The organism is Actinokineospora pegani, from assembly GCF_009745975.1.
Lineage (GTDB): Bacteria > Actinomycetota > Actinomycetes > Mycobacteriales > Pseudonocardiaceae > Actinokineospora > Actinokineospora pegani.
On the sequence record NZ_WHOL01000061.1, the window covers coordinates 79,262 to 100,609 of the forward strand.

Sequence of the window (21,348 nt, forward strand, 5' to 3'; positions counted from 1 at the left end):
CAGGCAAGCCCTGTACCTTATCGGGCGTGCGCGCCACTGAGCTTCCTGTGAACCTGGCCCTGCTGCCGAGCTGGTTGGACCCCGAGGTCATCCTGAGCAGCCTGGGCTGGTTCCTGGTGCCCGGCCTGTGCCTGATCATCTTCGCCGAGTGCGGGTTGCTGCTGGGCTTCTTCCTGCCCGGCGACTCGCTGCTGTTCACCGCAGGCCTGTTCATCGCCAAGGACGCCGCGGGCGACGGGCTGGTGGACATGCCGCCGCTGTGGGTGGTGTGCCTGCTGCTGACTATCTGCGCTTTCGTGGGCAACATGGTCGGCTACTGGATCGGGGCCAAGGCCGGGCCCGCGCTGTTCAACAAGCCCGACTCCAAGCTGTTCAAGCAGGAGCACGTGGTCAAGACGCACGCGTTCTTCGAGAAGTACGGCCCCCGGGCGATCGTGCTGGCGCGCTTCGTGCCGATCGTGCGCACCTTCATCACCGCGGTCGCGGGCGTCGGCCGGATGGACGCGAAGAAGTTCTTCACCTACTCCGCCATCGGCGCGGTGCTGTGGGCGACCGGCGTGACCGTGCTCGGCTACTTCCTCGGCCAGATCCCGTTCGTGCACCAGAACCTCGAGTCGATGATCCTGCTGATCGTCTTCCTCTCGATCGTGCCGATCATCATCGAGGTCATCAAGGCCCGCCGCGAGAAGAAGCACGAGGCCCAGCGGGCCACCGAGGAGACCACCCAGTTCCGCCCGCTCAGCTAGCCCAGACCTGCCGCGCCGCCGTCACGGCGGCGGCGTGGTACGGCGGCAGCAGGCCACCGTCGGCGATGACCTCGATCGGCCACTTCTCCTGGCGGCGCACCCACAGCTTCGCCCGCAGGGCAGCCGTCGCGCGCAGCTCGTCCGAGTCCGGCGCGACCTGCACCAGGTAGACCCAGACCGGCGGGTGCGGCACGTCCGGCAGGGGCTCGCGCCACGCGCGGCGCACCCGGCGCGCACCGACCAGCGGCGCCTCGGCGACCAGGACGTGGTCGGCCCCGGTGGGGTCGGGCGCCTCGGGCGGGCCGGTCGGGGTGAACCGGTGGGCGGGGGGCGGGGCCAGGTCGGCGTGCGGGACCTCGGCGAACACCGGGTCGTTCGGGTCGTCGACGATCCCGCGGATGAGCGCTGCCTCCGCCGCGGTCACCGCCACCTGCTCGCAGACCAGGCCCAGCAGCAGCGCGGACGAGGCCAGCTCGACCTCGCCAGCCGCGAACTGGGCCGCCACCGCCCCGATCGCGTCGTCGGACAGCCTGCCGGAGAGCCTGCGCGCCACCTCAGCGACGGCGACGTGCTGTGCGACGACCATCCATCCCCCCCAAGCCAGTGCGCCGTACGGTTACTGGTGGACGGTAGCGGTCAGGACGGCTCCAGGGCGAACATCGATCCGGGGTTGAACAGCCCGGCCGGGTCGAGGGCGAGCTTGATCGCCTGGTGCGCGCGCACCCCGACCGGTCCGATCTCGCGCGCCAGCCACTCCCGCTTGACCTTGCCGATGCCGTGCTCGCCGGTCACCGTGCCGCCCAGCGCCACGCCCGCGGCGAGGATGTCGTCGAAGGCGCGGCGGGCGCGGGCGAACTCGTCCTCCGAGGTGGGGTCGTAGACGATCGTCGGGTGCATGTTGCCGTCGCCCGCGTGGCCGACGACGGCGACCCGCAGGCCGACCTCGGCGCTGATCCGCTCGCAGGCCTCGATCAGCTCGGTGATCCGGGTGCGCGGCACGCAGACGTCGTCGGTCAGCCAGGCGCCGTAGACCTCCAGCGCCATCAGCACGGCCCGGCGGGCGGCCAGCAGCATGCCGCCCTCGGCGGGGTCGAAGGTCGTGTGCACCAGCTCGGCGCCCGCGTCGCCGCAGATCTGCTCGATCGCGGCCAGCTCGGCGCGCGCGGCCTCGCCGCCGGAGTCGGACTGGCAGATCAGCAGCGCCGCGGCGCCCTTGCCCGCGCCCAGCTCGGTCTTCAGGTGCGCCTCGACCGCGGCGATCGACACCGAGTCCATGATCTCCATCAGCGACGGAACCAGGCCGGCGCGCACGACCCGGCTGACCGCCGCCCCGGCCGCGCCGACCGCGCTGAACGCCGCGACCAAGGTCCCCGGGGCCTGTGGCAGCGGGCGCAGCGCGAGCGTGGCCCGGGTGATCACGCCGAGCGTGCCCTCGCTGCCGACGAACAGCTTGGTCAGGTCGTAGCCCGCCACGCCCTTGACCGTGCGGCGGCCGGTGCGCAGCAGCTCGCCGTCGGCGAGGACGACCTCCAGGCCGAGCACCGAGTCGGTGGTGACCCCGTACTTCACGCAGCACAGGCCGCCCGCGTTGGTGGACAGGTTGCCGCCGATCGTGCACCAGTCGTAGCTCGACGGGTCGGGCGGGTAGAACAGCCCGTGCTTTTCCACCGCGGTTCGGAGGTCGAGGTTGACAACACCCGGCTCCACAACCGCCAAACGGTTGTCGGGGTCCACTTCGAGTATCCGGTTCATCCGCGTGGTAACCAGGACGACACATCCGTCGATGGCGTTCGCGGCGCCGCTCAGCCCACTGCCCGCGCCCCGGGGAACGATCGGCACACCGTGTTGCGCGCACGCCCCGACCACCTGTTGAACCTGCTCGGTGGTTTCCGGGAACACCACGGCGAACGGGGCGCCGAACGGGGCCAGCGGCATCATGTCGCGGCTGTATCCCGAGGTCACGTCGGGGTCGACCTGCACACCGCCGTCGCCGAGCACGGCGCGCAGGCGGGTCAGCAAGGCGGCGGGGGCGGCGGCGTCAGTGGTCACCAGAAGACGTTAACCCGTGAGTGGTAATCCCGCGCCTACGCTCATCGGGCGACAAATTCATAGGCTTTTCCGGGGTTATTCAAATGGGATGCGCATATCGGGCACGCACTGTTTTACAGTTGTGTGGCGGGCATCACTGCGGAGTCCGCGGTCGGGGAGGTGTCGACGATGGCTGGCCTCGCACGCGAAGTGATGCCCGGTCCGAGTGTTCAGGCCCGCACTCTGGCGAACGTGCTGCGGTCGAGTCTGCGGCCCGTCGCCGACCGGGTCAGGCTCCGCGGGAGCGGCCTGCGGGTGGTGCGGGAGGCCTTCGACAGCGTCGGGTTCGCCCCGCTGCCGCGCGGCACCCGCATCCGGGCCATCTCCGAGCCGCACGGCTACGGCGACGTGACCGGCCTGTGGATCACCGCCCGCGAGGCCGACCCGCGCGCGGGCGCCGTGCTCTACCTGCACGGCGGCGGCTTCGTCTTCGGCTCGCTGCGCAGCCACCGGCACCTCGCGGCGATGGTCTCGCAGGTCACCGGCCTTCCCGTGCTGCTGCTGGACTACCGGCGCGCGCCCGAGCACCGCTTCCCGGCCGCGGCCAACGACGCGATGGCCGGGTGGCGCTGGCTGCTCGACCAGGGCTACAGCGCCGACCAGGTCGTCGTCGCGGGCGACTCCGCGGGCGGGCACCTCACCGCGGGCCTGCTCAGCGAGCTGACCAGGCAGCGCGCCGCGATGCCCGGCGCCGCCGTGCTGTTCTCCCCGTTCCTGGACCTGACCTGCGCCCAGCTCGACGAGCGCGACGCGATCCAGCGCGACCCCTACATCCCGCCGGAGCGCGCCAGGGAGGCCGCCCGCCAGTACGCGGGCGACGTCGACCTCGACACCCCGGGGCTCAACGTCCTCAAGGGCAGCAAGCGCCGCTGGCCACCCACCCTGATCCAGGCGGGCGACGTCGAATGCCTCCTGGGCGACTCCGAGCGCCTCGCCGCCGCCATGCGGATGGCGGGAGCGCACTGCGAGCTGCAGGTCTGGCCCGGCCAGGTGCACGTCTTCCCGGCCTTCTTCCACCTGGTCCCCGAGGCGAGGCTGGCGCTGGACCACGTGGGCGCTTTCGTCCGCACAGCCATGTCCCAGCGCATGGCGGCCTGATCGCGGCCCGTCCCGGGTTGACTCCTACGTCACGCTAAACCGGCTTGCGCACGCCCTGCGACGAGAACATGCTTGGGCGACACAACAAGTTGCCCAGTACAACAAAGGCAGACGGGCACACGCCGGACAAAACGGGACACCACTCATGCCCGACACCACCCACGACCTGCGCGCGGCCGACCAGCTCGGCCGACTGCTGCGGCTGGTCAACCACGCCCAGCACCGGACCGGTCCGCACGACCACGGCATCGAGCGGGCGGCAGGCAGGTCGCGTCCCTGGTCGGGCCGGGGTTGGTGGAGCGCAGACCGGACCCGGACGATGGACGCGCGTGCGTGCTGGCGCCCACGGAAGAGGGAAGTCGGGTGTTCCAGGCCATCCACGACCACCGGACCCGGCTGGTCGGCGGTTGGCCGGACACCGACCGGACCGACCTCGTGCGCCTGCTGACCCGGTTCAACACCGAGTTCGAGAAGTTCCAGGGGGAACGCTGATGACCACCGTCGAGGACGAGCGGCCGCCCAACGAGGCCCGGCACGCCACACCGGCGCCGCAGCCCGCGGCGCCGCCCGCCCAGCTCAGCCACCGGCAGATCCTGGTGATCATGTCCGGGCTGATGATGGGCATGTTCCTTGCCGCGCTCGACCAGACCATCGTCGGCACCTCGATCCGCACGATCGCCGACGACCTCAACGGCCTGAGCCTGCAGGCCTGGGCCACGACCGCGTACCTGATCACGTCCACGGTGACCACCCCGCTGTACGGGAAGCTGTCGGACATCTACGGCCGCAAGCCGCTGTTCACCATCGCGATCTCGATCTTCATCATCGGTTCGCTGGCCTGCACCCTGTCCACGTCGATGTACGAGCTGGCCGCCTTCCGCGCGATCCAGGGCGTCGGCGCCGGTGGCCTGATGTCGTTGGCGCTGACGATCATCGCCGACATCGTGCCGCCCCGCGAGCGGGCCAAGTACCAGGGCTACTTCCTCGCCGTGTTCGGCACCTCGAGCGTGCTCGGGCCGGTCATCGGCGGGTTCTTCGCGGGCACCGACTCGATCCTTGGCGTCACCGGCTGGCGCTGGGTGTTCCTGGTGAACGTGCCGATCGGCGTCATCGCGCTGATCGTGGTGACCAAGGTGCTCAACGTCCCGCACGAGCGCCACAACCACCGCATCGACTACTTCGGCGCGATCTTCCTGTCGGTCGCCGTCGTGCCGCTGCTGATCGTGGCCGAACAGGGCCGCGAGTGGGGCTGGGCCTCCACGCGGTCGCTGCTCTGCTACGGCATCGGGGTGTTCGGGCTGGTCGCGTTCCTGTTCGTGGAGAACAGGATGAAGGACGCGGCGCTGATCCCGCTGCGCCTGTTCAAGACCGGGACGTTCGCGATGTCGATCATCGCGGGCACGATCATCGGCATCGGCATGTTCGGCGGCATCTCGATGATCCCGCAGTACCTGCAGATCGTGCGCGGCCAGACGCCGACCGAGGCGGGCCTGTTCATGCTGCCGCTGATGGTGGGCATCATGGCCGGGTCGATCGTCTCCGGCCAGCTCACCTCGCGCACCGGCCGCTACAAGGTGTTCCCGGTCATCGGCTCCGCGCTGCTGGTCGTGGGCATGGTGCTGTTCCACGGCGTCGAGGTCGACACCCCGATCTGGCAGCCGATGGTGTTCATGGCGATCTTCGGCCTCGGCCTGGGCAACTGCATGCAGACCCTGACCGTCGCCGCGCAGAACGCCGTGCCGACCCGGGACATGGGCGTGGCCACCGCGTCGTCGACCTTCTTCCGCCAGCTCGGCGGCACGCTGGGCGTGGCGGTCTTCCTGTCGCTGCTGTTCAGCACGGTCGGCGACAACATCGCCTCGGCGTTCCGGTCCGCGGTGGGGTCCCCGGACTTCCAGGCGGCCGTCGCCGACCCGGCCGTGCGGGCGAACCCGGAGAACCGGCCGGTGCTCGACCTGCTCGCCAGCGGCACGGGCGCCGAGGGCGGCGGCGGGGTCCTGCAGGACTCCTCGTTCCTGCAGCGCGTCGACGCCCGGCTGGCGCTGCCGTTCCAGCAGGGCTTCGTGGAGTCGATCCAGCTCGTCTTCCTGGTGGCGGCCGCGGTGATGGTGCTGGCGTTCGTGGTGTCGCTATTCATCAAGGAGATCCCGCTGCGGATGTCCAACGCGGTCCAGGCCGCGGCGCTCGAGGGCGGCGAGGCGATGTTCGAGCCCACCCCCGGCGAGACCGCCAAGGCCCCCGCCGAGGAGCGCCCGACCTCCCCACCGGTCGACTTCCGCGACAGCAGCCTGGTCGGGACCCTGCGCACGGCCAGCGGCGGCGTCCTCCCCGGAGCCGCCCTGACGCTGATCGACGACGAGGGCCAGCAGGTCACCCGCGCCACCGCCGACGACGACGGCCGGTACGCGCTGAGCGCCCCGCGCCCCGGCGCGTACACGCTGATCGCCTCCGCACCCGACCACCAGCCCCAGGCCACCGCGGTCCGACTCCGAGACGGCCAGACCACCACCGACGTCACCCTGATCGGCGCGGCGGTGCTGCACGGCTTCGTCATGGCCGCCGACGGCCACACCCCGGTCACCACGGCCAGGATCGTCCTGACCGACAGCCGCGGCGAGGTCGTCGCCTCCCAACCCAGCGCCAACGACGGCAGCTACCGCTTCGCAGGCATCCGCCCCGGCCAGCACACCCTGGTCGTCAGCGCCGACACCTTCCGCCCCACCGCCCTCCCACTGGCGGTCCCCACCACCGGCGAGGTCCGCCACGACGTGGAACTGGTCGGCGGCGCGGAACTGTCCGGCGTGGCCCGCACGGCAGCGGGCACCCCGGTACCCGACGCCCGGATCACCGTCCTGGACGCGGCAGGCGCCGTGATCACCGTGACGACGACGAACCCCGACGGCCGCTACCTCGTCGACGACCTGGCCGAGGGCGAGTACACCGTGATCGCCAGCGGCTACGCCCCCACGGCCGCCACCGTCGCCCTCCGCGGCGGCGAGGTCGGCACCCACGACGTGACCCTCGGCTACGACGAGTGGAAGTAGCCGAAGACCGACAACCGGAACGGCCCCGACCACCAGGTCGGGGCCGTTCCCTTGAGACCTGGTCTCGTGTGGCGAGCTTCTTGAAGCAGGTATGTGTCGCGGCGAGGGCAAGGGGGCCGAGGTAGTTGTGCCCGTGGCGTTCCGCCACACCACTGGGGAGCGTCCCGATGCCCGTTCTACCGGCGCAACCCGAAAGAGACCCCGAAGTCGATCATGCCTGTGGACAACTCCCCTCAGAGCACCAGCAGCACCGCAGCCCCCAGGACCACCAGGTCAGGCCCCCGCACCGCCTGCCGCACGATCCCCACCGGCAGGTACAACCCGCCGAACTCCGCCGCCCCCTGCGCCGCGTAGTCGATCTCCGGCCGGGTCACCGTCCGCACCACGGCCCACGCCGCCAACGGCACCAGCAGCGGCTCGAACGGCAGCCCCCACAACGTCGCCGCCCCCACCGCGACCAGCGCGGGCACCGCCGACAGCACGGCCGTCCACACCTTCAGCGCGACCATCGACACCGGCACCCACCGGCGCAGCCCGGGCACCCGGTGCACCTCAGCCAGCGCCCCGGCGAACGGCAGCGCGGCGAGGTAGGCCGCGATCGCCAGCCACCACACCGCGGCGATCTGCGCGAACGCCCCGTGCAGCACCGGCCCGGCCACCACCGCCAGCGCCGCGGCGGGCAGCGCCGACCACCGCGCCACCGCCCCGTGCAGCACGAACCGCGCCGCACCGCGCACGCGTCCCGGCACCGGGCGCGCGGGCGGGAGCAGGCCCACCAAGTCCCCGAACGCCGTCATGACCGACCGCAGCCGCCGCTGCGCCCACCCCCGCACCAACTGGGCCCGCCGGGCGGGCCGGGTCGGGAACCACGCCACCGCGAGCGTCGCCGGGGCCACCAGCGCGATCGACAGCACCAGCGGCGGCACGTCGCCGAAACCCGTGGTCATGCCCACCGCGGCCACGGCGTAGACCACGGCCCCGAAGCGCGCGGCCCAGTCCCGGACCAGCCGCCGCCGGAGGACCCGCTCGCGCCCGGTCCCGCCCCAGGTCAGCTCCGCCGGGTCGGCCCACACGTGCTTGCCGCGCAGCACCGAGTACGCCGCGCCCGCCAGCAGGACCCAGGCCAGCGGCAGCAGCGCGGCGGCCTCGCCGACCCAGGGGGCCAGCACGCCGGGGCGCACCAGTGGGGTCAGCAGGACCCCGGTGACGACCACACCGGGGACGATCCACTCGCTGCGCGTCACCCCAGATCGACCACGCGGTCGGCGACCCGCTCGACCAGCAGCGGGTCGTGGGAGGCCAGCAGCACCGCCGAGCCCGCAGCCTTGGCCTCGGTGATCAGGCCGGCCAGCCACTTGCGGCCCGCGCCGTCCAAGGCGCGCTCGGGCTCGTCCAGCAGCAGCACGGAGTGCTCGCGGTGGACCGCGCCCAGCAGCAGCAACCGCCTGCGCTGGCCGGTCGACAGGGTGTAGGCGGGGTTGTCCGGCAGATCCGGGGCGAGGTCGACGCCCACCAGGTCCAGGTGTTGCCGGGGCGTCAGGTGGTCGAAGAGGGCCGAGTCGTCGAACAGGACCGACATGCCTGCCCGGAAGGTCTCCTGGCTCTCGTCCGGCACGACGCCGTTGACGAGCAGTTCGCCTTCGGTGACCTCCTGCTCGCCGTGCGCGCACCGCAGGATCGTGGACTTGCCCGTCCCGTTGTCCCCGGTCAGCGCCACGCACTCGCCCCCGCCCACCTCGAACGAGAGCGCTCGGAACAGCCAGTGCTCACCGAACCGGACCCCCAGGTCTCGCGCCATGATCACGCTTTGCGAACGCGGGGGAGCAGCGGGGAGTTCCTGGGGTGACACCACGGTGAAACTGTCCCCGTTCAAGACCTGTTGGACCCCACACGGACTTAACCTGGCCCTGTGGACTTCGTCTTCGACTGGTTGGAGCATGCGGGCCCGCTGGTCGTGTGGACGGTGGTCCTGGGGTTCGTCTTCACCGAGTGCGCCTTCATCATCGGCCTGTTCCTGCCCGGCGACGCGCTGCTGTTCGCCGCGGGCGTCGTCCTGGCCCAGAACGAGCACGAGCACCAGGCCTGGTGGCTGTCGCTGGTCGCGACGGTGGTGGCGGTGGCGGGCAACCAGACCGGGTACCACATCGGCTCGCGCGCGGGCCACACGATCATCGCCCGGCGCGGCGGCAAGGTGCTCAACGCGGCGCGCCTCGAGCAGGCCAAGCGGTACCTGGACCAGCGGGGCTTCTTCGCCCTGGTGGTCGCGCGGTGGCTGCCGTGGGTGCGGACGCTGGCTCCGCTGATCGCGGGCGCGGCCAGGATGGACGCCAGGAGGTTCGCGCTGGCCACCTTCGTCGGCGCGGTGGCGTGGGTGCCGGTCCTGGTGCTGGCCGGGTACTACGCGGCGGGGTTGCTCGACGGGTTGCCGTGGTTGCAGACCGCCGCGGTCGTCGGCAGCATCGTGTTCTTCGTGGTCGGGACGTCGTGGGGCGTCTGGCGCTACCGGCAGGAGATGCGCAGGCCCGCTCAGGAGCTGTCGCTGACCGACCCCGCGTGAGGGCGCGCCGCCAGCGCGGCGGCGGGGGCGGCCAGGACGAGTTGGATGCCGTCCGGGTCGCGCAGCGACAGGTTCGCGGTACCGGGGACCTGGCTGAAGGGGACGCCGAGCGCGGTGAGGCTCTCGGCCCAGGTGGTCAGCTCAGCCGCCGAGGCGACCGGCAGGCTCAGGTGGTCGAGGCCGGGTCGGCACTCGTCGAAGGACTGGCGCTGGACGCCTGCGTGCTGCACGAGGGTGAGGGTCATGCCGAAGCCGTTGAGGGCGACCTTGCGGGCGGCGAGGTCACCCTCGTCGTCCCAGTCTTGCGCGGTGAAGCCGAGCACGCGTTCGTACCAGGGCACACTGCGGTCCACGTCGGTCACCGTCAGGGCGACATGGTGCGCGCCGGTGAGAGCGGGCATCGCCGACCGTCCTTCCTCGACCCGTTCGGGGCAGGTCTCAGTCATAGTGCCTGAGCGGGGGAGCGAGCGGCACGGGCGTTATTGGATCTTTCGCAGGACGAGATCGGCCTTGCGCGCGGTGTCGGCGACTAGCCCCGCGTTGGTTTCGTCCGATCCGTCCGTCCTCCCCCGCGCCTGGTCGGGGGTGCGCCCGAAGGCCAGATGTCGCTGGTACAGGCGTTCCCGGCGCTCGTCCTGGTCCAGGTCGAGGAACCACACCTCGTCGAGCAGCGGACGGATCTGCGGCCAGAGCAGCAGGTAGTTGCCTTCGGTGACCACGAGGGAAACCTCACACGGCACCGGGACCGCGCAGGCGATCGGGTCCTCCACCTCGCGCCGGAACTCCGGCGCGTAGACGGTCCTGTCGGTGCTGGTGCGCAGCCTGCGGAGCAAGTCGGCGTACCCGTCGGCGTCGAAGGTGTCCGGCGCGCCCTTGCGCTCGACGCGGCCGAGTCGGGCGAGCACGGTGTGGGCGAGGTGGAAGCCGTCCATCCCGACGAGCGCGGCGCGGTCGCCGAGCGCCTCGACGAGGCGGGCGGCGAGCGTGGACTTGCCCGACCCGGGGGCGCCGGTGATCCCGAGGACGCGTCGGGGTCCGGCGGCGAGGACGGCGGCCCTGGCCACCAGTTCGGCGAACGTCGGCTCCCGGGTCACGGCGCCTCCATCCGGATGAGTAGGGTCAGGCCGCAAGCGCTTGCAGGGAGGTGTCCGCGTGGCCACGATGGAAGACGTCGCCAAGCTCGCGGGCGTGTCCATCAGCACGGTCTCACACGTGGTGAACGAGACCCGGCCGGTGGCCCAGTCGACGCTGGAGCGGGTGCGCGCGGCCATCGAGGAGACCGGCTACACCGGCAACGCCATCGCCAGGTCGCTGGTGACCGGCGGGACCATGTCGCTCGGCGTGGCCATGTCGCTGCTGGCCAACCCGCACCTGGCCCAGCTCATCCACGCCATCGAGGCCGAGGCCACCGCGGCGGGCTACCAGGTGCTGCTCGGCGACACCCTCGACTCGGCCGACGGTGAGCGCGCGGCGGTGCGCAGGCTGCAAGCCAGGCGGGTCGACGGGATGCTGCTGACCCCGGCCCCGGGCGACACCTCGACGCTGGAGCAGCTCGAGCGCACCGGCGTGCCCGCCGTGCTGGTCGACCGGGTGTCGCACAAGATCAAGCTGGACCAGGTGGGCGCGGAGAACATCCAGTCCACCTCGGCGCTGGTCTCGCACCTGGCCGACGCGGGCCACCGGCGCATCGCGTTCATCAGCGGCGTGGAGTGGATGACCGCCAGCGAGGAGCGCACCCTGGGCTACCGCCTCGGCCTCGGCCGCGCGGGTCTGCGCTGGGACTCCAACCTGGTCGCGGGCGGCGGGGCCGCCATCGACGACGGCGTGCTCGCCATGCGCCGCCTGCTCACCGTCCCGGAGCGGCCGACGGCGGTCATCACCGGCAACGGCGCCATGACCGCGGGCGCCTACCGGGAGGCCCGCGCGCACGGCTTGCAGATCGGCCGCGACCTGGCCATCGCCGGGCACGACGAGGTCGATTGGGCCGAGGTCGTGCAGCCGGGCATCACCACCATGGCGCACCCGGTCGACGAGATCGGCCGCACGGCCGTGCGGCTGCTGCTGGAACGCTTGAAGGACCGGGAGCGCCCGCCCGAGACGGTGCTGCTGCCCCCGGTCCTCAACCACCGCGGCTCCTGCGGCTGCCCGGTCGACACCCCGGACGCCGCCTCCGCGGCCGGGTTCGCCGAGCTGTAGGGCGCTACGCCGCCCTGGATTCCCGTTGGAAGCCCTTGCCCTCCTCCGGGGCCAAGCCCAGCATCGCCAGGAGTTCCGCGCACTCATCGGCGTCGACCGCGACTGACGCGATCGTCCTGGCGGCCTTGCGCCGCACCGCCGAAGACAAGTCTTCCTCGATCTGCAATGGCTCAACAGCCCCGCTCGCCATGGCCACGTCCCTTTCGCCGTCCGGCCTTCCTCGCCCCCGACTTACCCGGCTCGACGTCGACCCACACGCGTCCGAAAGGGGGAGTCAGAACCCACCGGACACGGGCACCACCGCACCGGTCACGAACGCCGCCCCGCTCCCCAGCAACCACGAGACCGCATCGGCCACCTCGTGCGGCTGCCCGGCCCTGCCCAGCGGCACGCGCGGCACGAGCCGCGCCGGGCGGTCGGGCATCCCCGCAGCCGCGTGCAGTTCGGAGTGGACGACGCCCGGCGCCACGCAGTTGACCCGCACCCCCTCCGCCCCGACCTCGGCGGCCAGTCCGCGCACCACCGTCTCCACGGCGGCCTTGCTCGCGGCGTAGTGCACCCACTCGCCGGGCGATCCCCGCCCCGCGGCGGTGGAGGAGATGGCCACGAGCGCACCGCCCGGGCCACCGTACCGAGTGGACAATCTGCGGACGCCTTCCCTGAAGCACAGGAAGACCCCGGTCACGTTGACGTCCAACACCCGCCGCACGGTGTCGGCCTCCTGCTCGTCCAACCGCCCCGGCGTGTTCCCGGTGATCCCCGCGTTCGCCACCACGGCGCCGAGCGCGCCCAGGCCACCGGCCGCCTCGAACAGCGCCACGACGTCGGCCTCCGACGCCACGTCCCCCCGCACGGCCACGGCCCGCCTGCCCCGCGCCTCGACCTCGGCGACCACCCGCGCCGCCGCGTCGTGATCGGCGGTGTAGCCGACGACGACGTCGAACCCGTCAGCTGCCAGTTTCACGCAGGTGGCGGCGCCGATCCCGCGGCTGCCGCCGGTCACCACCACGACGCTCACGCCCGTCAGCCTAGAGCGCGCGTTCCAGCCGCGCGGCGGCCTCCAGCACCAGCCACCCGCCGACCTGCGTCGCGAGCGACCACTCCGCGCCCGGCCCCCGTGCGTGGTCAGCGGGCTTGGTCCAGTCGACGGGCAGGATGGGGCCGCCGGGGGCTATGGCGCGGTTGCGCCAGGCGGCCTCGGCCGAGGTCAGGACCACCGTGCGGGCGACCTCGGCGGCGGGCTGGGGGAGGTGGGGGGCGGCGTGGGCGAGGCAGCGGGCCAGCAGGCCCGCGCCCGCCCCGGTGCGCAGGCGCAGGACGCCGGTGGGGGCGAAGGTGTCGACGGCGGCGTGGACGGTGTCGGCGGCGTGGGCGAGCCACCCGCCGGTGGGGTCGGTGGCGGCCAGGACGACGCAGGCCGAGATGTAGGCGCCCTGGGCCTCGCCCGGGGCCAGGCCCGCGGTGGCGTCCTCGCCCTGCCGCGGGCGGGGGACGTCCCAGATGTCGCCGCGCTGGGCCGGGAACGCCCGGTACGACCACATGTCGTCGTCCTGGGCGGGCCAGGGTTCGACCGCCGGGGGCGGCGGCGGGGGGCTGTCGAGGTCGAGGTCCACGCCGTCGCGCAGCAGTCCGGCGTTCGGGTCGCGCAGGGTGGTGGTGAGCCACTCGGCGATCGCGCGGGCGCGCTGCCGGTCGGCGCGTTCGCGATCGGCCATGGCGAGCAGGAGTGCGGCGGGGGCGTTGGTGGCGGCGTCCTTGCGCGGGCCGCCGGGGGTGGACCAGAGCCCGCCGCCGCCGTGGTCGGTCCACGCGTCGCGCAAGGTGGCGATAGCGCTGTCGAGGCCCGCGCGGGAGTCGACGCCCAGGCGGTCGCCGGTGCGCAGGAGTGCGACGCCGAGCCAGGCCAGGGCGGCGTGGTCGGGCACCGTCCAGCGGCCCATGGTGCGCACGCGCAGGCCGCGCAGCACGCGCGTGACGGTGGTGGCGCGCTCGTCGGTCGGCGCGCGGTCGTACGCGTCGACCAGGGCGTTGAGCAGGTGCGCCTGCCAGTCCGGGCGCCAGCCGGAGATCGGGTCGGGGCGGCCGAGCAGGGTTCCGGGCAGACCGCGGGCACGGCGCAGGTAGCGTTCCCAAACGGCCTTCTCGGCGGCGGTGGCACGCGCCGACCACAGCGCGGACGCCACGGCGTCCCGGGCGTACCGGCTCATGGCCCCATGGTGTGCGCAGGCGGGCCCCGGCCGCCGGGCCGATGTGCCCCTTTCACCCGGTCGTGCGGCGCTACCAGGCGGTATCGAGGTCGGCGTGGTCGCGGACCCAGGAGTGCATGACGATCCCCGCGGCCACCCCGGCGTTGATCGACCGGGTGGAGCCGAACTGGGCGATCGACACCAGCAGGTCCGCGCCCGTCCTGGCCTCCTCGGTGAGACCGGGCCCCTCGGCGCCGAAGACCAGCACGCACCGGGGCGGCAGCGGCGTGCGCTCGATCGGCGTGGAGCCGGGGGTGTTGTCCACGCCCACCACGGCCAGGTCCTGCGCGGCGGCGAAGGCCAGCAGGCCCGCGACCTCCGGGTGGTGGTGCACGTGCTGGTAGCGGTCGGTCACCATCGCCCCGCGCCGGTTCCAGCGCTTGCGCCCGACGATGTGCACCGCGCGGGCGGCGAAGGCGTTGGCGGTGCGCACGACCGTGCCGATGTTGTGGTCGTGCCCGAAGTTCTCGATGGCCACGTGGAAGTCGTGCCTGCGCCGGTCGAGGTCGGCCACGACCGCCTCGCGCCGCCAGTACCGGTAGGCGTCGACGACGTTGCGGCGGTCGCCCTCGGCCAGCAGCACCGGGTCGTAGCGCGGGTCCCGCGGCGGCTCGCCCGCCCAGGGGCCGACGCCGACGGGCTCGCCGAACACCCACTCCGTCGGGCCTTGCTCCTCGCTCATCCGGCAGCGGCCGCCAGCGGGCTCTTCCGGTGCCGCCACCGCAGGTAGGCGCCGGCGTAGGAGATGAGGAGCAGGACCACGGCCGCGATTGCCACGACGGAAACATAGCCGTCGGGGACGATCGGCCCGAACACGTAGTACTCGTTGAACCCGCCCGGCAGGTCGCCGAGGCCCTGCTGGGCGCGGAAGTGGTTCTCCAGCGCCGTCAGCGGGCACGGCAGCGACGTGACGTTGACGATGACGCCCCACGCGGCGAAGAAGACGTGCACGAACAGCGACTTCGGCCAGCGCCAGGCCAAGAAGCCACCCAGCCCGATGTAGAGCAGGGCTGCGAAGTGCACGACCATCGTCGCGGCAGCGAGCACACCGGCCATCTCCGGCACCTCCCCCGGCCACCGAGTCAGCGGCTACCTGCGTCCACCGTAGCTCGCGGCCGGGGGTTTGCGGCCGTGATTAAGATCGGTCAGTCACCCTTGACCAAACCGAGATCCGCCAGGTCGAGGAGGTACCGGTATGGCAGACCGCGGGCCTCGATGGCCTCCCGGGCCCCGGTGTCCCGGTCGACGACGGTGACCACGCCGATCACGGTCGCCCCGGCCTCGGTCAGCGCGTCGACGGCGGTCAGCACGCTGCCACCGGTCGTCGAGGTGTCCTCGACCGCGAGCACGCGCTGCCCGGCCACCTCGATGCCCTCGATCCGCCGTCGCATGCCGTGGCCCTTGGCGTCCTTGCGCACGACGAACGCGTCGAGCACCTCGCCCGCGCCCGCCGCGGCGTGCATCATCGCCACCGCGACCGGGTCGGCGCCGAGGGTCAGGCCCCCGGCGGCGACGTAGTCCCAGTCGGCGGTGAGCCCGCGCAGCAGCCGACCGATGAGCGGGGCGGCCGCGTGGTGCAGCGTCGCCCTCCGCAGATCGATGTAGTAGTCGGCCTCTTTGCCCGAAGACAGGGTCACCCGGCCGTGCACGACGGCCAACTCGCTCACGAGCCTGGCCAGCTCGGCCTTGGCCGAGGCGTCAACTGTGGTCCGCACGGGTGCATACCCTCTCATGCCGCGGACGAGTCCTAGTTGCTGTCCTGCTTGAGCGCGGTGTCGACGGTCAGCGCGGACGCGACGACCAGGCTCAGCAGCGGGTCGGGCAGCCGCTGGTGGATCTGCAGCACGTAGTTGTCCGCCGTGGTGAACATCGACTTGGCCAGGCCCTCCCAGGTCTTGGTGATCTTGGCGACCTCGGCGCCGGTGTGGTCGGTGATGGAGAAGTTCCACGCGCGCCAGTTCTCGGCCTGGATGCCGCCGATCTTGTTCCCGTCGACCAGGAACCCGAAGCGGATCTTGCCGAACGCGTTCTCCTGGACGATCTCGCCGACCGGGGAGTTGTCCGGCCGGGACACGATCATCCGCGACTTCACGAACTTGGCGGGCCGGGTCAGCAGGAGCTGGGTGTGGCCGCCTGTGTCGCGCACCTCGAACCGGTGGGTCATAAATTGGTCGTAGCTGCCCAGGAAGCGCAGCGCCTTCTTGAGCCCGCTCTGCCCGACCTGGGCGACCGAGCCGACCTGGCGGCCGTGCTGGTCGAACACCGAGTACTCGTTGGCCAGCTCGATCAGCTTGGCCTTCTGGTTGACCACCAGAACCGGCTCGGTGAACAGCGAGCCGCCACCCTGCCCGACCTGGCCGACGCCTGCCCGGCGCTGCTGCTCGCGGATCTTGTCCGGGTCGGCGGGACCGCCGACCTCCAACTCCCACGCCGAGGCGTCGCTGCGCGGTTGCCGCCGCGGTGCGGGCTGGGTGTGGTGCGTCCACTTCGTCCCGTCCCACCACCGCAGGACGGGGCTGCCGGGGCTGTCCGGGTACCACCCCGGCTGCTGGTTCGTCATGAGCAGCAGCGTATGCGCGCCGCCGCACTCGAGCTGGGCGTTAGCCGCGATTGCGTCCTGCGGTCGCCCGCTTCTCCACGAGTCGCAGCAGGCCGCGCGGGAGCAGCTTGGTGACCCCGAGCAGGGCCTTGTACTGGACGCCGGGGACCGAGCGGCTGCGGCCGTGGGCCAGGTCGCGCAGGCAGTCGTCGACGACCCGGTCCGCGTCGAGCCAGAGGAAGTCGGGCAGCTCGGACATGTCGTCGCCCGCGCGCTGGTGGAACTCGGTGTGGGTGAAGCCGGGGACCAGGGCCACGACGCGGACGCCGGTGCCCGCCAGGTGCGCGGCCAGGCCCTCGGACAGCGCGGTCACGTAGGCCTTGGACGCGGCGTAGGAGGGGCCGCTGGCCGGGAAGTACCCGGCGACGCTGGAGACGTTGACCACGCCGCCGCGGCCGCGCTCGACCATGCCGGGCAGCGCGGCGCGGGTGAGGCGCATCACGGCGGTGACGTTGAGGTCGAGCTGGTTCTGCAGCCAGTCCGGGTCGGCCTCGGCGAAGGCGCCCCTGGTGCCGAACCCGGCGTTGTTCACCAGCAGGTCGACCGGTTTGTCCGGGTCGGCCAGCCGCGCCTCGACCCGCTTGCGGGCCCTGGTCGTCGTCAGGTCGGCGGTCATCGGCTGGACCTGGACGTCGTGGGCCCCGGCCAACTCGGCGGCGACGGACTTCAGCCGGTCGGCGGTGCGGGCGACGATGACGAGGTCCCAGCCGTCCGCGGCGAGCCTGCGGGCGAACGCGTGGCCGATGCCTGCGGTGGCTCCGGTGATGAGGGCGGTGGGCATGTGGACACGCTACTAAGCGGTAACCCAGACCGGAAGAAGATCACGCGTCCTTGACGTCGGCTTTCGCCGCCGTGTCCGCCTCGGGCTCGGCCTCGGCGGTGTCGGACTCGCCGTCGAACGGGTCGACGACGTCGGCGATCTCGCCGATGCCCCGCAGCAGGCGTTCGAGCCGCGAGGGGCTCGAGTTCGGCGGCGCCGCCGCCAGCACCCACCCGTCCTCGATCCACGCCACGGCGATGTCGCGCCCGATCTCCTCGGTCGCGTCGACCAGGTCCGGGGTGATCAGCGTCCGCGCCGCGCCGATGTCGGAGACGAAGGCGTACCGCTGCCCGACCGGCCCCAGCAGCTCGGGCATGTGCTCGCGCTGGAACGGCGTGCTCGGCACCCACAGCTCCACGACCACCGGGTGCTTCCTGCGCGTCTGCACCGCCGCGATGACGGTGTTGACCCGCCCCCCGGCCTCCAGGTCGAACACGTAGACCTTGCGTCGCCCGTCCGCGGTGAACGTCGTCCCGGCCACCACGTCCCTGGCCAGCCCGTCCCCGTAGTAGGCCACGGCCCCGCCGCTCCACTGCTTGGGCAGCACCATGTCCGTCTCGGCGAACTGCCACCCGCGCAGCCCGGCCCACCGCCGTCGCTCCCGGTTTCTCGACGTCAACACCGCCCGGTCGCGCAGCAGGAACCCGCCACCGGCGACGAACGCGACGACAGCGATCAAGAACCAGACCCAAGCGGGAACGCCCACATCGGGCAGCGTAGTCGCCACGCGCCGTTGTTCAAGATCACGGGGGGCGCGCCGCGCACCCGATCGCTGGAACTTCGTCTCGTTCGCTGGGACACAACGCGCGGGAGCGGCGGGTTTGCGGCCGTTTGCCCTTTGGGGTGAATCCGCGAACGCCGCCGGGCGTGGCGGAGTCGACCGCGGGCGCCATTCCAAGATCAACCGCTCTGGGGCCCCCGGTTTCAACGCTACTCAGGGGGTCCGACAGGAACGGCTCGGTAAGGGCGAGTTGTCCACAGGGTCCGGATCTGTCCACAGAATTCGACCACCCCTTCAACCGCGGCCCGACGGCGGCGAGGCTGGGTCGAGAGGAACTGCCCGACGGGGGGAATGATCATGCACAAGCTCAGCAGGCGCTGTCTTCTCCGCCGGGTGTGGGGCCGCGCTCGGGCGAGAACGGCCCCACACCTGGCACTGCTACTCGGCCTGCGACACGACCAGGCCAGAGCTGTCCTCGTTGATGTCGACCTTGACCGTGTCGCCGTCGCGGACCTCGCCCGCGAGGAGCTTGCGGGCCAGTTGGTCGCCGATCGCGGAGCTGACCAGCCTGCGCAGGGGGCGGGCGCCGTAGACCGGGTCAAAGCCGTTGAGGGCGAGCCACTCGCGGGCGGCGGCGGAGACGTCGAGGGCGAGGCGGCGCTGGGCGAGGCGGCGGCCGAGCTTGCCGACCTGGATGTCGACGATCGAGGTGAGCTCCTCGGTGGCGAGGGCGTGGAAGACCACGACGTCGTCGAGGCGGTTGAGGAACTCGGGCTTGAAGTGGCGCTGGACGACGGCCATGACCGCGTCGTGCCTGCCCCGGTCGTCGAGGGCCGGGTCGACGATGGCGTGCGAGCCGAGGTTGGAGGTCAGCACCAGGATGGTGTTGCGGAAGTCGACGGTGCGGCCCTGGCCGTCGGTCAGCCGACCGTCGTCGAGGACCTGCAGGAGCACGTCGAAGACGTCCGGGTGCGCCTTCTCCACCTCGTCGAGCAGCACCACGCTGTACGGGCGGCGGCGGACCGACTCGGTGAGCTGCCCGCCCTGGTCGTAGCCGACGTACCCGGGGGGCGCGCCGACGAGGCGGGCCACCGAGTGCTTCTCGGAGTACTCGCTCATGTCGATGCGGATCATCGCCCGCTCGTCGTCGAACAGGAACTCCGCGAGCGCCTTGGCCAGCTCGGTCTTGCCGACGCCGGTCGGGCCGAGGAACAGGAACGAGCCGGTCGGCCGGTCCGGGTCGGCCACGCCCGCGCGGGTGCGGCGGACGGCGTCGGACACCACGCGCACGGCCTCGGCCTGCCCCACCACGCGGCGGGCCAGCTCCTCCTCCATGCGCAGCAGCTTCTGCGTCTCACCCTCCAACATGCGCCCGGCCGGGATGCCGGTCCACGCCGACACCACCTCGGCCACGTCGTCGGAGCCGACCTCCTCCTTGAGCATCAGGTCGCCGGTCGGCGAGGTGTCCGCGGACACCGCAGACACGTCGATGGCCGCGGCCAGGTCCTTCTCCAGCGCCGGGATGCGCCCGTACCGCAGCTCGGCGGCCCGGCCGAGGTCGCCGTCGCGCTCGGCGCGCTCGGACTCGCCGCGCAGCGACTCCAACTGCTCCTTGAGCTCGCGGACCTTGTCGATGGAGCCCTTCTCGTTCTGCCAGCGGGCGGTCAGCCCGGACAGCTCCTCGCGCTTCTCGGCCAGCTCGGCGCGCAGCGCGGCGAGGCGGTCCCGGGAGGGGGCGTCCTCCTCCTTGGCCAGCGCCATCTCCTCGATCTCCAGGCGGCGCACGGCGCGCTCGACCACGTCGATCTCCACCGGCCGGGAGTCGATCTCCATCCGCAGCCGGGACGCGGCCTCGTCGACCAGGTCGATGGCCTTGTCCGGCAGGAACCGGGCGGTGATGTAGCGGTCGGACAGGGTGGCCGCGGCGACCAGGGCGCTGTCGGTGATCCGCACGCCGTGGTGCACCTCGTAGCGCTCCTTGAGCCCGCGCAGGATGCCGATGGTGTCCTCGACCGTCGGCTCGCCGACGAAGACCTGCTGGAAGCGGCGCTCCAGGGCCGGGTCCTTCTCGATGTGCCCGCGGTACTCGTCCAGCGTCGTGGCGCCGACCATGCGCAGCTCGCCGCGGGCCAGCATCGGCTTGATCATGTTGCCCGCGTCCATCGCGCCCTCGCCGGTCGCGCCCGCGCCGACGATGGTGTGCAGCTCGTCGATGAAGGTGACGACCTGGCCGGCGGAGTCGGTGATCTCCTTGAGGACGGCCTTGAGCCGCTCCTCGAACTCGCCGCGGAACTTCGCGCCCGCCACCATCGACCCCAGGTCGAGCGAGATCACCCGCTTGCCGCGCAGCGACTCGGGCACGTCACCGGCGATGATCCGCTGGGCCAGGCCCTCGACGATGGCGGTCTTGCCGACGCCGGGCTCACCGATGAGCACCGGGTTGTTCTTGGTGCGCCGCGACAGCACCTGCACCACGCGCCGGATCTCGGCGTCGCGGCCGATCACCGGGTCCAGCTCGCCCTTGCGGGCGCGCTCGGTGAGGTCCACGCCGTACTTGTCCAGCGCTTGGTAGGTGCCCTCGGGATCGGGGGAGGTGACCCGCGCGGAGCCGCGGACCTTGGTGAACGCCTCGGTCAGCGCCTCGGCGGTGGCCCCGTGCCGCTTGAGCAGGTCGCCCGCCTCACCGCCCTCGGCGGCCAGGCCGACGAGCAGGTGCTCGGTGGAGACGTACTCGTCGCCCATGCTGGTGGCGAGCTTCTGGGCGTGGGTGATCGTGCGCAGCGCCTGCTGGGACAGCCCCGGCTGCGACACGGTGGCCCCGGTGGCGCTGGGCAGGCCGCGGCTGAGCGGCTCGAGCTCCTTTCCGACCACGGCCGGGTCGACGCCGACGGCGGTCAGCAGCGGCGCGGTGAGGCCGTCCGCCTGGGCCAGCAGGGCGCCGAGCAGGTGGACCGGGCTGATGTCCGGGTTGCCCGCGGTCGCGGCGGCCTGGGCCGCCGACGAGATCGCCTGCTGAGTCTTGGTCGTCGGGTTGAACGCGTCCATCTCCACCTCGGATCTGCCTGCTGCCTGGAACTCTCGACTCTTCTAACGTCAGCAAAGTTGAGTCGGTTCCACTCAACCCGGACGACTTTGCCGGTTGCGCTCCGAAGTCACCCGATCGAGCGATCACCCACTTGTCGCAACATGGCTGTCCACAGTTGTGACGCAGTTGTCCACAATCCCCAGGAAGT

The 21,348-nt window shown here is 72.2% G+C and carries 22 protein-coding genes; 6 read left to right on the forward strand and 16 right to left on the reverse strand.

Annotated elements, in window-relative coordinates; genetic code table 11:
• The first annotated feature begins 26 nt into the window (after positions 1-26).
• Positions 27-746, forward strand: coding sequence for a DedA family protein (locus tag GCL84_RS07120; RefSeq protein WP_156754568.1), 720 nt, complete (start codon positions 27-29; stop codon positions 744-746).
• On the opposite strand, the gene GCL84_RS07125 is transcribed toward GCL84_RS07120, so the two are convergent.
• Entirely contained in the window at positions 739-1,332 is a 594-nt protein-coding gene (locus GCL84_RS07125) for a hypothetical protein (protein ID WP_156754569.1), read from the reverse strand. The two genes, GCL84_RS07120 and GCL84_RS07125, sit on opposite strands and share 8 nt — an antisense overlap.
• A 50-nt stretch (positions 1,333-1,382) precedes the next feature.
• Complete coding sequence (locus tag GCL84_RS07130; protein WP_156754570.1) at positions 1,383-2,795, reverse strand: FAD-binding oxidoreductase; 1,413 nt, start codon at positions 2,793-2,795, stop codon at positions 1,383-1,385.
• Positions 2,796-3,026: 231 nt separating this feature from the next.
• Between GCL84_RS07130 and GCL84_RS07135 the strand changes: the two genes are divergently transcribed.
• The 3 genes from GCL84_RS07135 to GCL84_RS07140 all read left to right on the forward strand — a co-directional run bounded on the left by GCL84_RS07135 (position 3,027) and on the right by GCL84_RS07140 (position 6,976).
• A complete protein-coding gene (locus GCL84_RS07135; protein WP_197523072.1) occupies positions 3,027-3,932 on the forward strand; it encodes an alpha/beta hydrolase in 906 nt (301 codons plus the stop codon).
• Between the two features lie 363 nt (positions 3,933-4,295).
• Positions 4,296-4,424: a hypothetical protein gene (locus GCL84_RS30580; protein WP_268891333.1), complete on the forward strand. Its 129-nt coding sequence runs from the start codon at positions 4,296-4,298 to the stop codon at positions 4,422-4,424.
• Entirely contained in the window at positions 4,424-6,976 is a 2,553-nt protein-coding gene (locus GCL84_RS07140) for an MFS transporter (protein WP_156754572.1), read from the forward strand. Before GCL84_RS30580 ends, GCL84_RS07140 begins: the two co-directional genes overlap by 1 nt.
• Before the next feature lie 233 nt (positions 6,977-7,209).
• Here GCL84_RS07140 and GCL84_RS07145 read toward each other — a convergent pair whose 3' ends face one another.
• Together GCL84_RS07145 and GCL84_RS07150 are read right to left on the reverse strand one after the other, a co-directional pair.
• Positions 7,210-8,220, reverse strand: coding sequence for a hypothetical protein (locus GCL84_RS07145; RefSeq protein ID WP_156754573.1), 1,011 nt, complete (start codon positions 8,218-8,220; stop codon positions 7,210-7,212).
• A complete protein-coding gene (locus tag GCL84_RS07150) occupies positions 8,217-8,774 on the reverse strand; it encodes an ABC transporter ATP-binding protein (protein ID WP_235926046.1) in 558 nt (185 codons plus the stop codon). Before GCL84_RS07150 ends, GCL84_RS07145 begins: the two co-directional genes overlap by 4 nt.
• A gap of 111 nt (positions 8,775-8,885) precedes the next feature.
• On the opposite strand from GCL84_RS07150, the gene GCL84_RS07155 reads away from it, so the two are divergent.
• The gene (locus GCL84_RS07155) at positions 8,886-9,533 is read left to right on the forward strand and encodes a DedA family protein (protein WP_156754575.1); all 648 of its coding nucleotides are present in this window, start codon (positions 8,886-8,888) and stop codon (positions 9,531-9,533) included.
• On the opposite strand, the gene GCL84_RS07160 is transcribed toward GCL84_RS07155, so the two are convergent.
• Both GCL84_RS07160 and GCL84_RS07165 read right to left on the reverse strand, forming a co-directional pair.
• Entirely contained in the window at positions 9,503-9,934 is a 432-nt protein-coding gene (locus GCL84_RS07160; RefSeq protein WP_156754576.1) for a VOC family protein, read from the reverse strand. The genes GCL84_RS07155 and GCL84_RS07160 overlap by 31 nt on opposite strands.
• 78 nt (positions 9,935-10,012) lie before the next feature.
• Positions 10,013-10,627: a nucleoside/nucleotide kinase family protein gene (locus tag GCL84_RS07165; RefSeq protein ID WP_235926047.1), complete on the reverse strand. Its 615-nt coding sequence runs from the start codon at positions 10,625-10,627 to the stop codon at positions 10,013-10,015.
• A gap of 67 nt (positions 10,628-10,694) precedes the next feature.
• Here GCL84_RS07165 and GCL84_RS07170 point away from each other — a divergent pair, with 67 nt between their 5' ends.
• Positions 10,695-11,729 carry a LacI family DNA-binding transcriptional regulator gene (locus GCL84_RS07170; RefSeq protein WP_156754670.1) on the forward strand — a complete coding sequence of 345 codons (1,035 nt, stop codon included), beginning with the start codon at positions 10,695-10,697 and terminating at the stop codon, positions 11,727-11,729.
• A 4-nt stretch (positions 11,730-11,733) separates the two neighbouring features.
• Here GCL84_RS07170 and GCL84_RS07175 read toward each other — a convergent pair whose 3' ends face one another.
• From GCL84_RS07175 to clpB, 10 genes are all read right to left on the reverse strand, one after another.
• Positions 11,734-11,919: a hypothetical protein gene (locus tag GCL84_RS07175; protein WP_156754578.1), complete on the reverse strand. Its 186-nt coding sequence runs from the start codon at positions 11,917-11,919 to the stop codon at positions 11,734-11,736.
• Between the two features lie 84 nt (positions 11,920-12,003).
• Positions 12,004-12,747 (reverse strand): SDR family oxidoreductase, encoded by a 744-nt coding sequence (locus GCL84_RS07180; protein ID WP_407924373.1) that lies wholly within the window; start codon positions 12,745-12,747, stop codon positions 12,004-12,006.
• A 10-nt stretch (positions 12,748-12,757) separates the two neighbouring features.
• Complete coding sequence (locus GCL84_RS30585; protein WP_156754580.1) at positions 12,758-13,936, reverse strand: hypothetical protein; 1,179 nt, start codon at positions 13,934-13,936, stop codon at positions 12,758-12,760.
• A gap of 70 nt (positions 13,937-14,006) precedes the next feature.
• On the reverse strand, positions 14,007-14,657 hold the full coding sequence (locus tag GCL84_RS07190; RefSeq protein ID WP_156754581.1) for a TrmH family RNA methyltransferase: 651 nt from the start codon (positions 14,655-14,657) through the stop codon (positions 14,007-14,009).
• Positions 14,654-15,031 (reverse strand): DUF2784 domain-containing protein, encoded by a 378-nt coding sequence (locus GCL84_RS07195; protein ID WP_156754582.1) that lies wholly within the window; start codon positions 15,029-15,031, stop codon positions 14,654-14,656. The genes GCL84_RS07190 and GCL84_RS07195 overlap by 4 nt, the downstream gene beginning before the upstream one ends.
• An 89-nt stretch (positions 15,032-15,120) precedes the next feature.
• Positions 15,121-15,690: an orotate phosphoribosyltransferase gene (gene pyrE, locus GCL84_RS07200; RefSeq protein ID WP_235926048.1), complete on the reverse strand. Its 570-nt coding sequence runs from the start codon at positions 15,688-15,690 to the stop codon at positions 15,121-15,123.
• A gap of 32 nt (positions 15,691-15,722) precedes the next feature.
• On the reverse strand, positions 15,723-16,535 hold the full coding sequence (locus tag GCL84_RS07205; RefSeq protein WP_156754584.1) for a phospholipid scramblase-related protein: 813 nt from the start codon (positions 16,533-16,535) through the stop codon (positions 15,723-15,725).
• Between the two features lie 40 nt (positions 16,536-16,575).
• On the reverse strand, positions 16,576-17,355 hold the full coding sequence (locus GCL84_RS07210; protein ID WP_156754585.1) for an SDR family NAD(P)-dependent oxidoreductase: 780 nt from the start codon (positions 17,353-17,355) through the stop codon (positions 16,576-16,578).
• Positions 17,356-17,395: 40 nt separating this feature from the next.
• Positions 17,396-18,100: a type III secretion system chaperone family protein gene (locus tag GCL84_RS07215; RefSeq protein WP_156754586.1), complete on the reverse strand. Its 705-nt coding sequence runs from the start codon at positions 18,098-18,100 to the stop codon at positions 17,396-17,398.
• Positions 18,101-18,553: 453 nt separating this feature from the next.
• The gene (clpB, locus tag GCL84_RS07220; protein WP_156754587.1) at positions 18,554-21,160 is read right to left on the reverse strand and encodes an ATP-dependent chaperone ClpB; all 2,607 of its coding nucleotides are present in this window, start codon (positions 21,158-21,160) and stop codon (positions 18,554-18,556) included.
• Positions 21,161-21,348 lie beyond the last annotated feature (188 nt).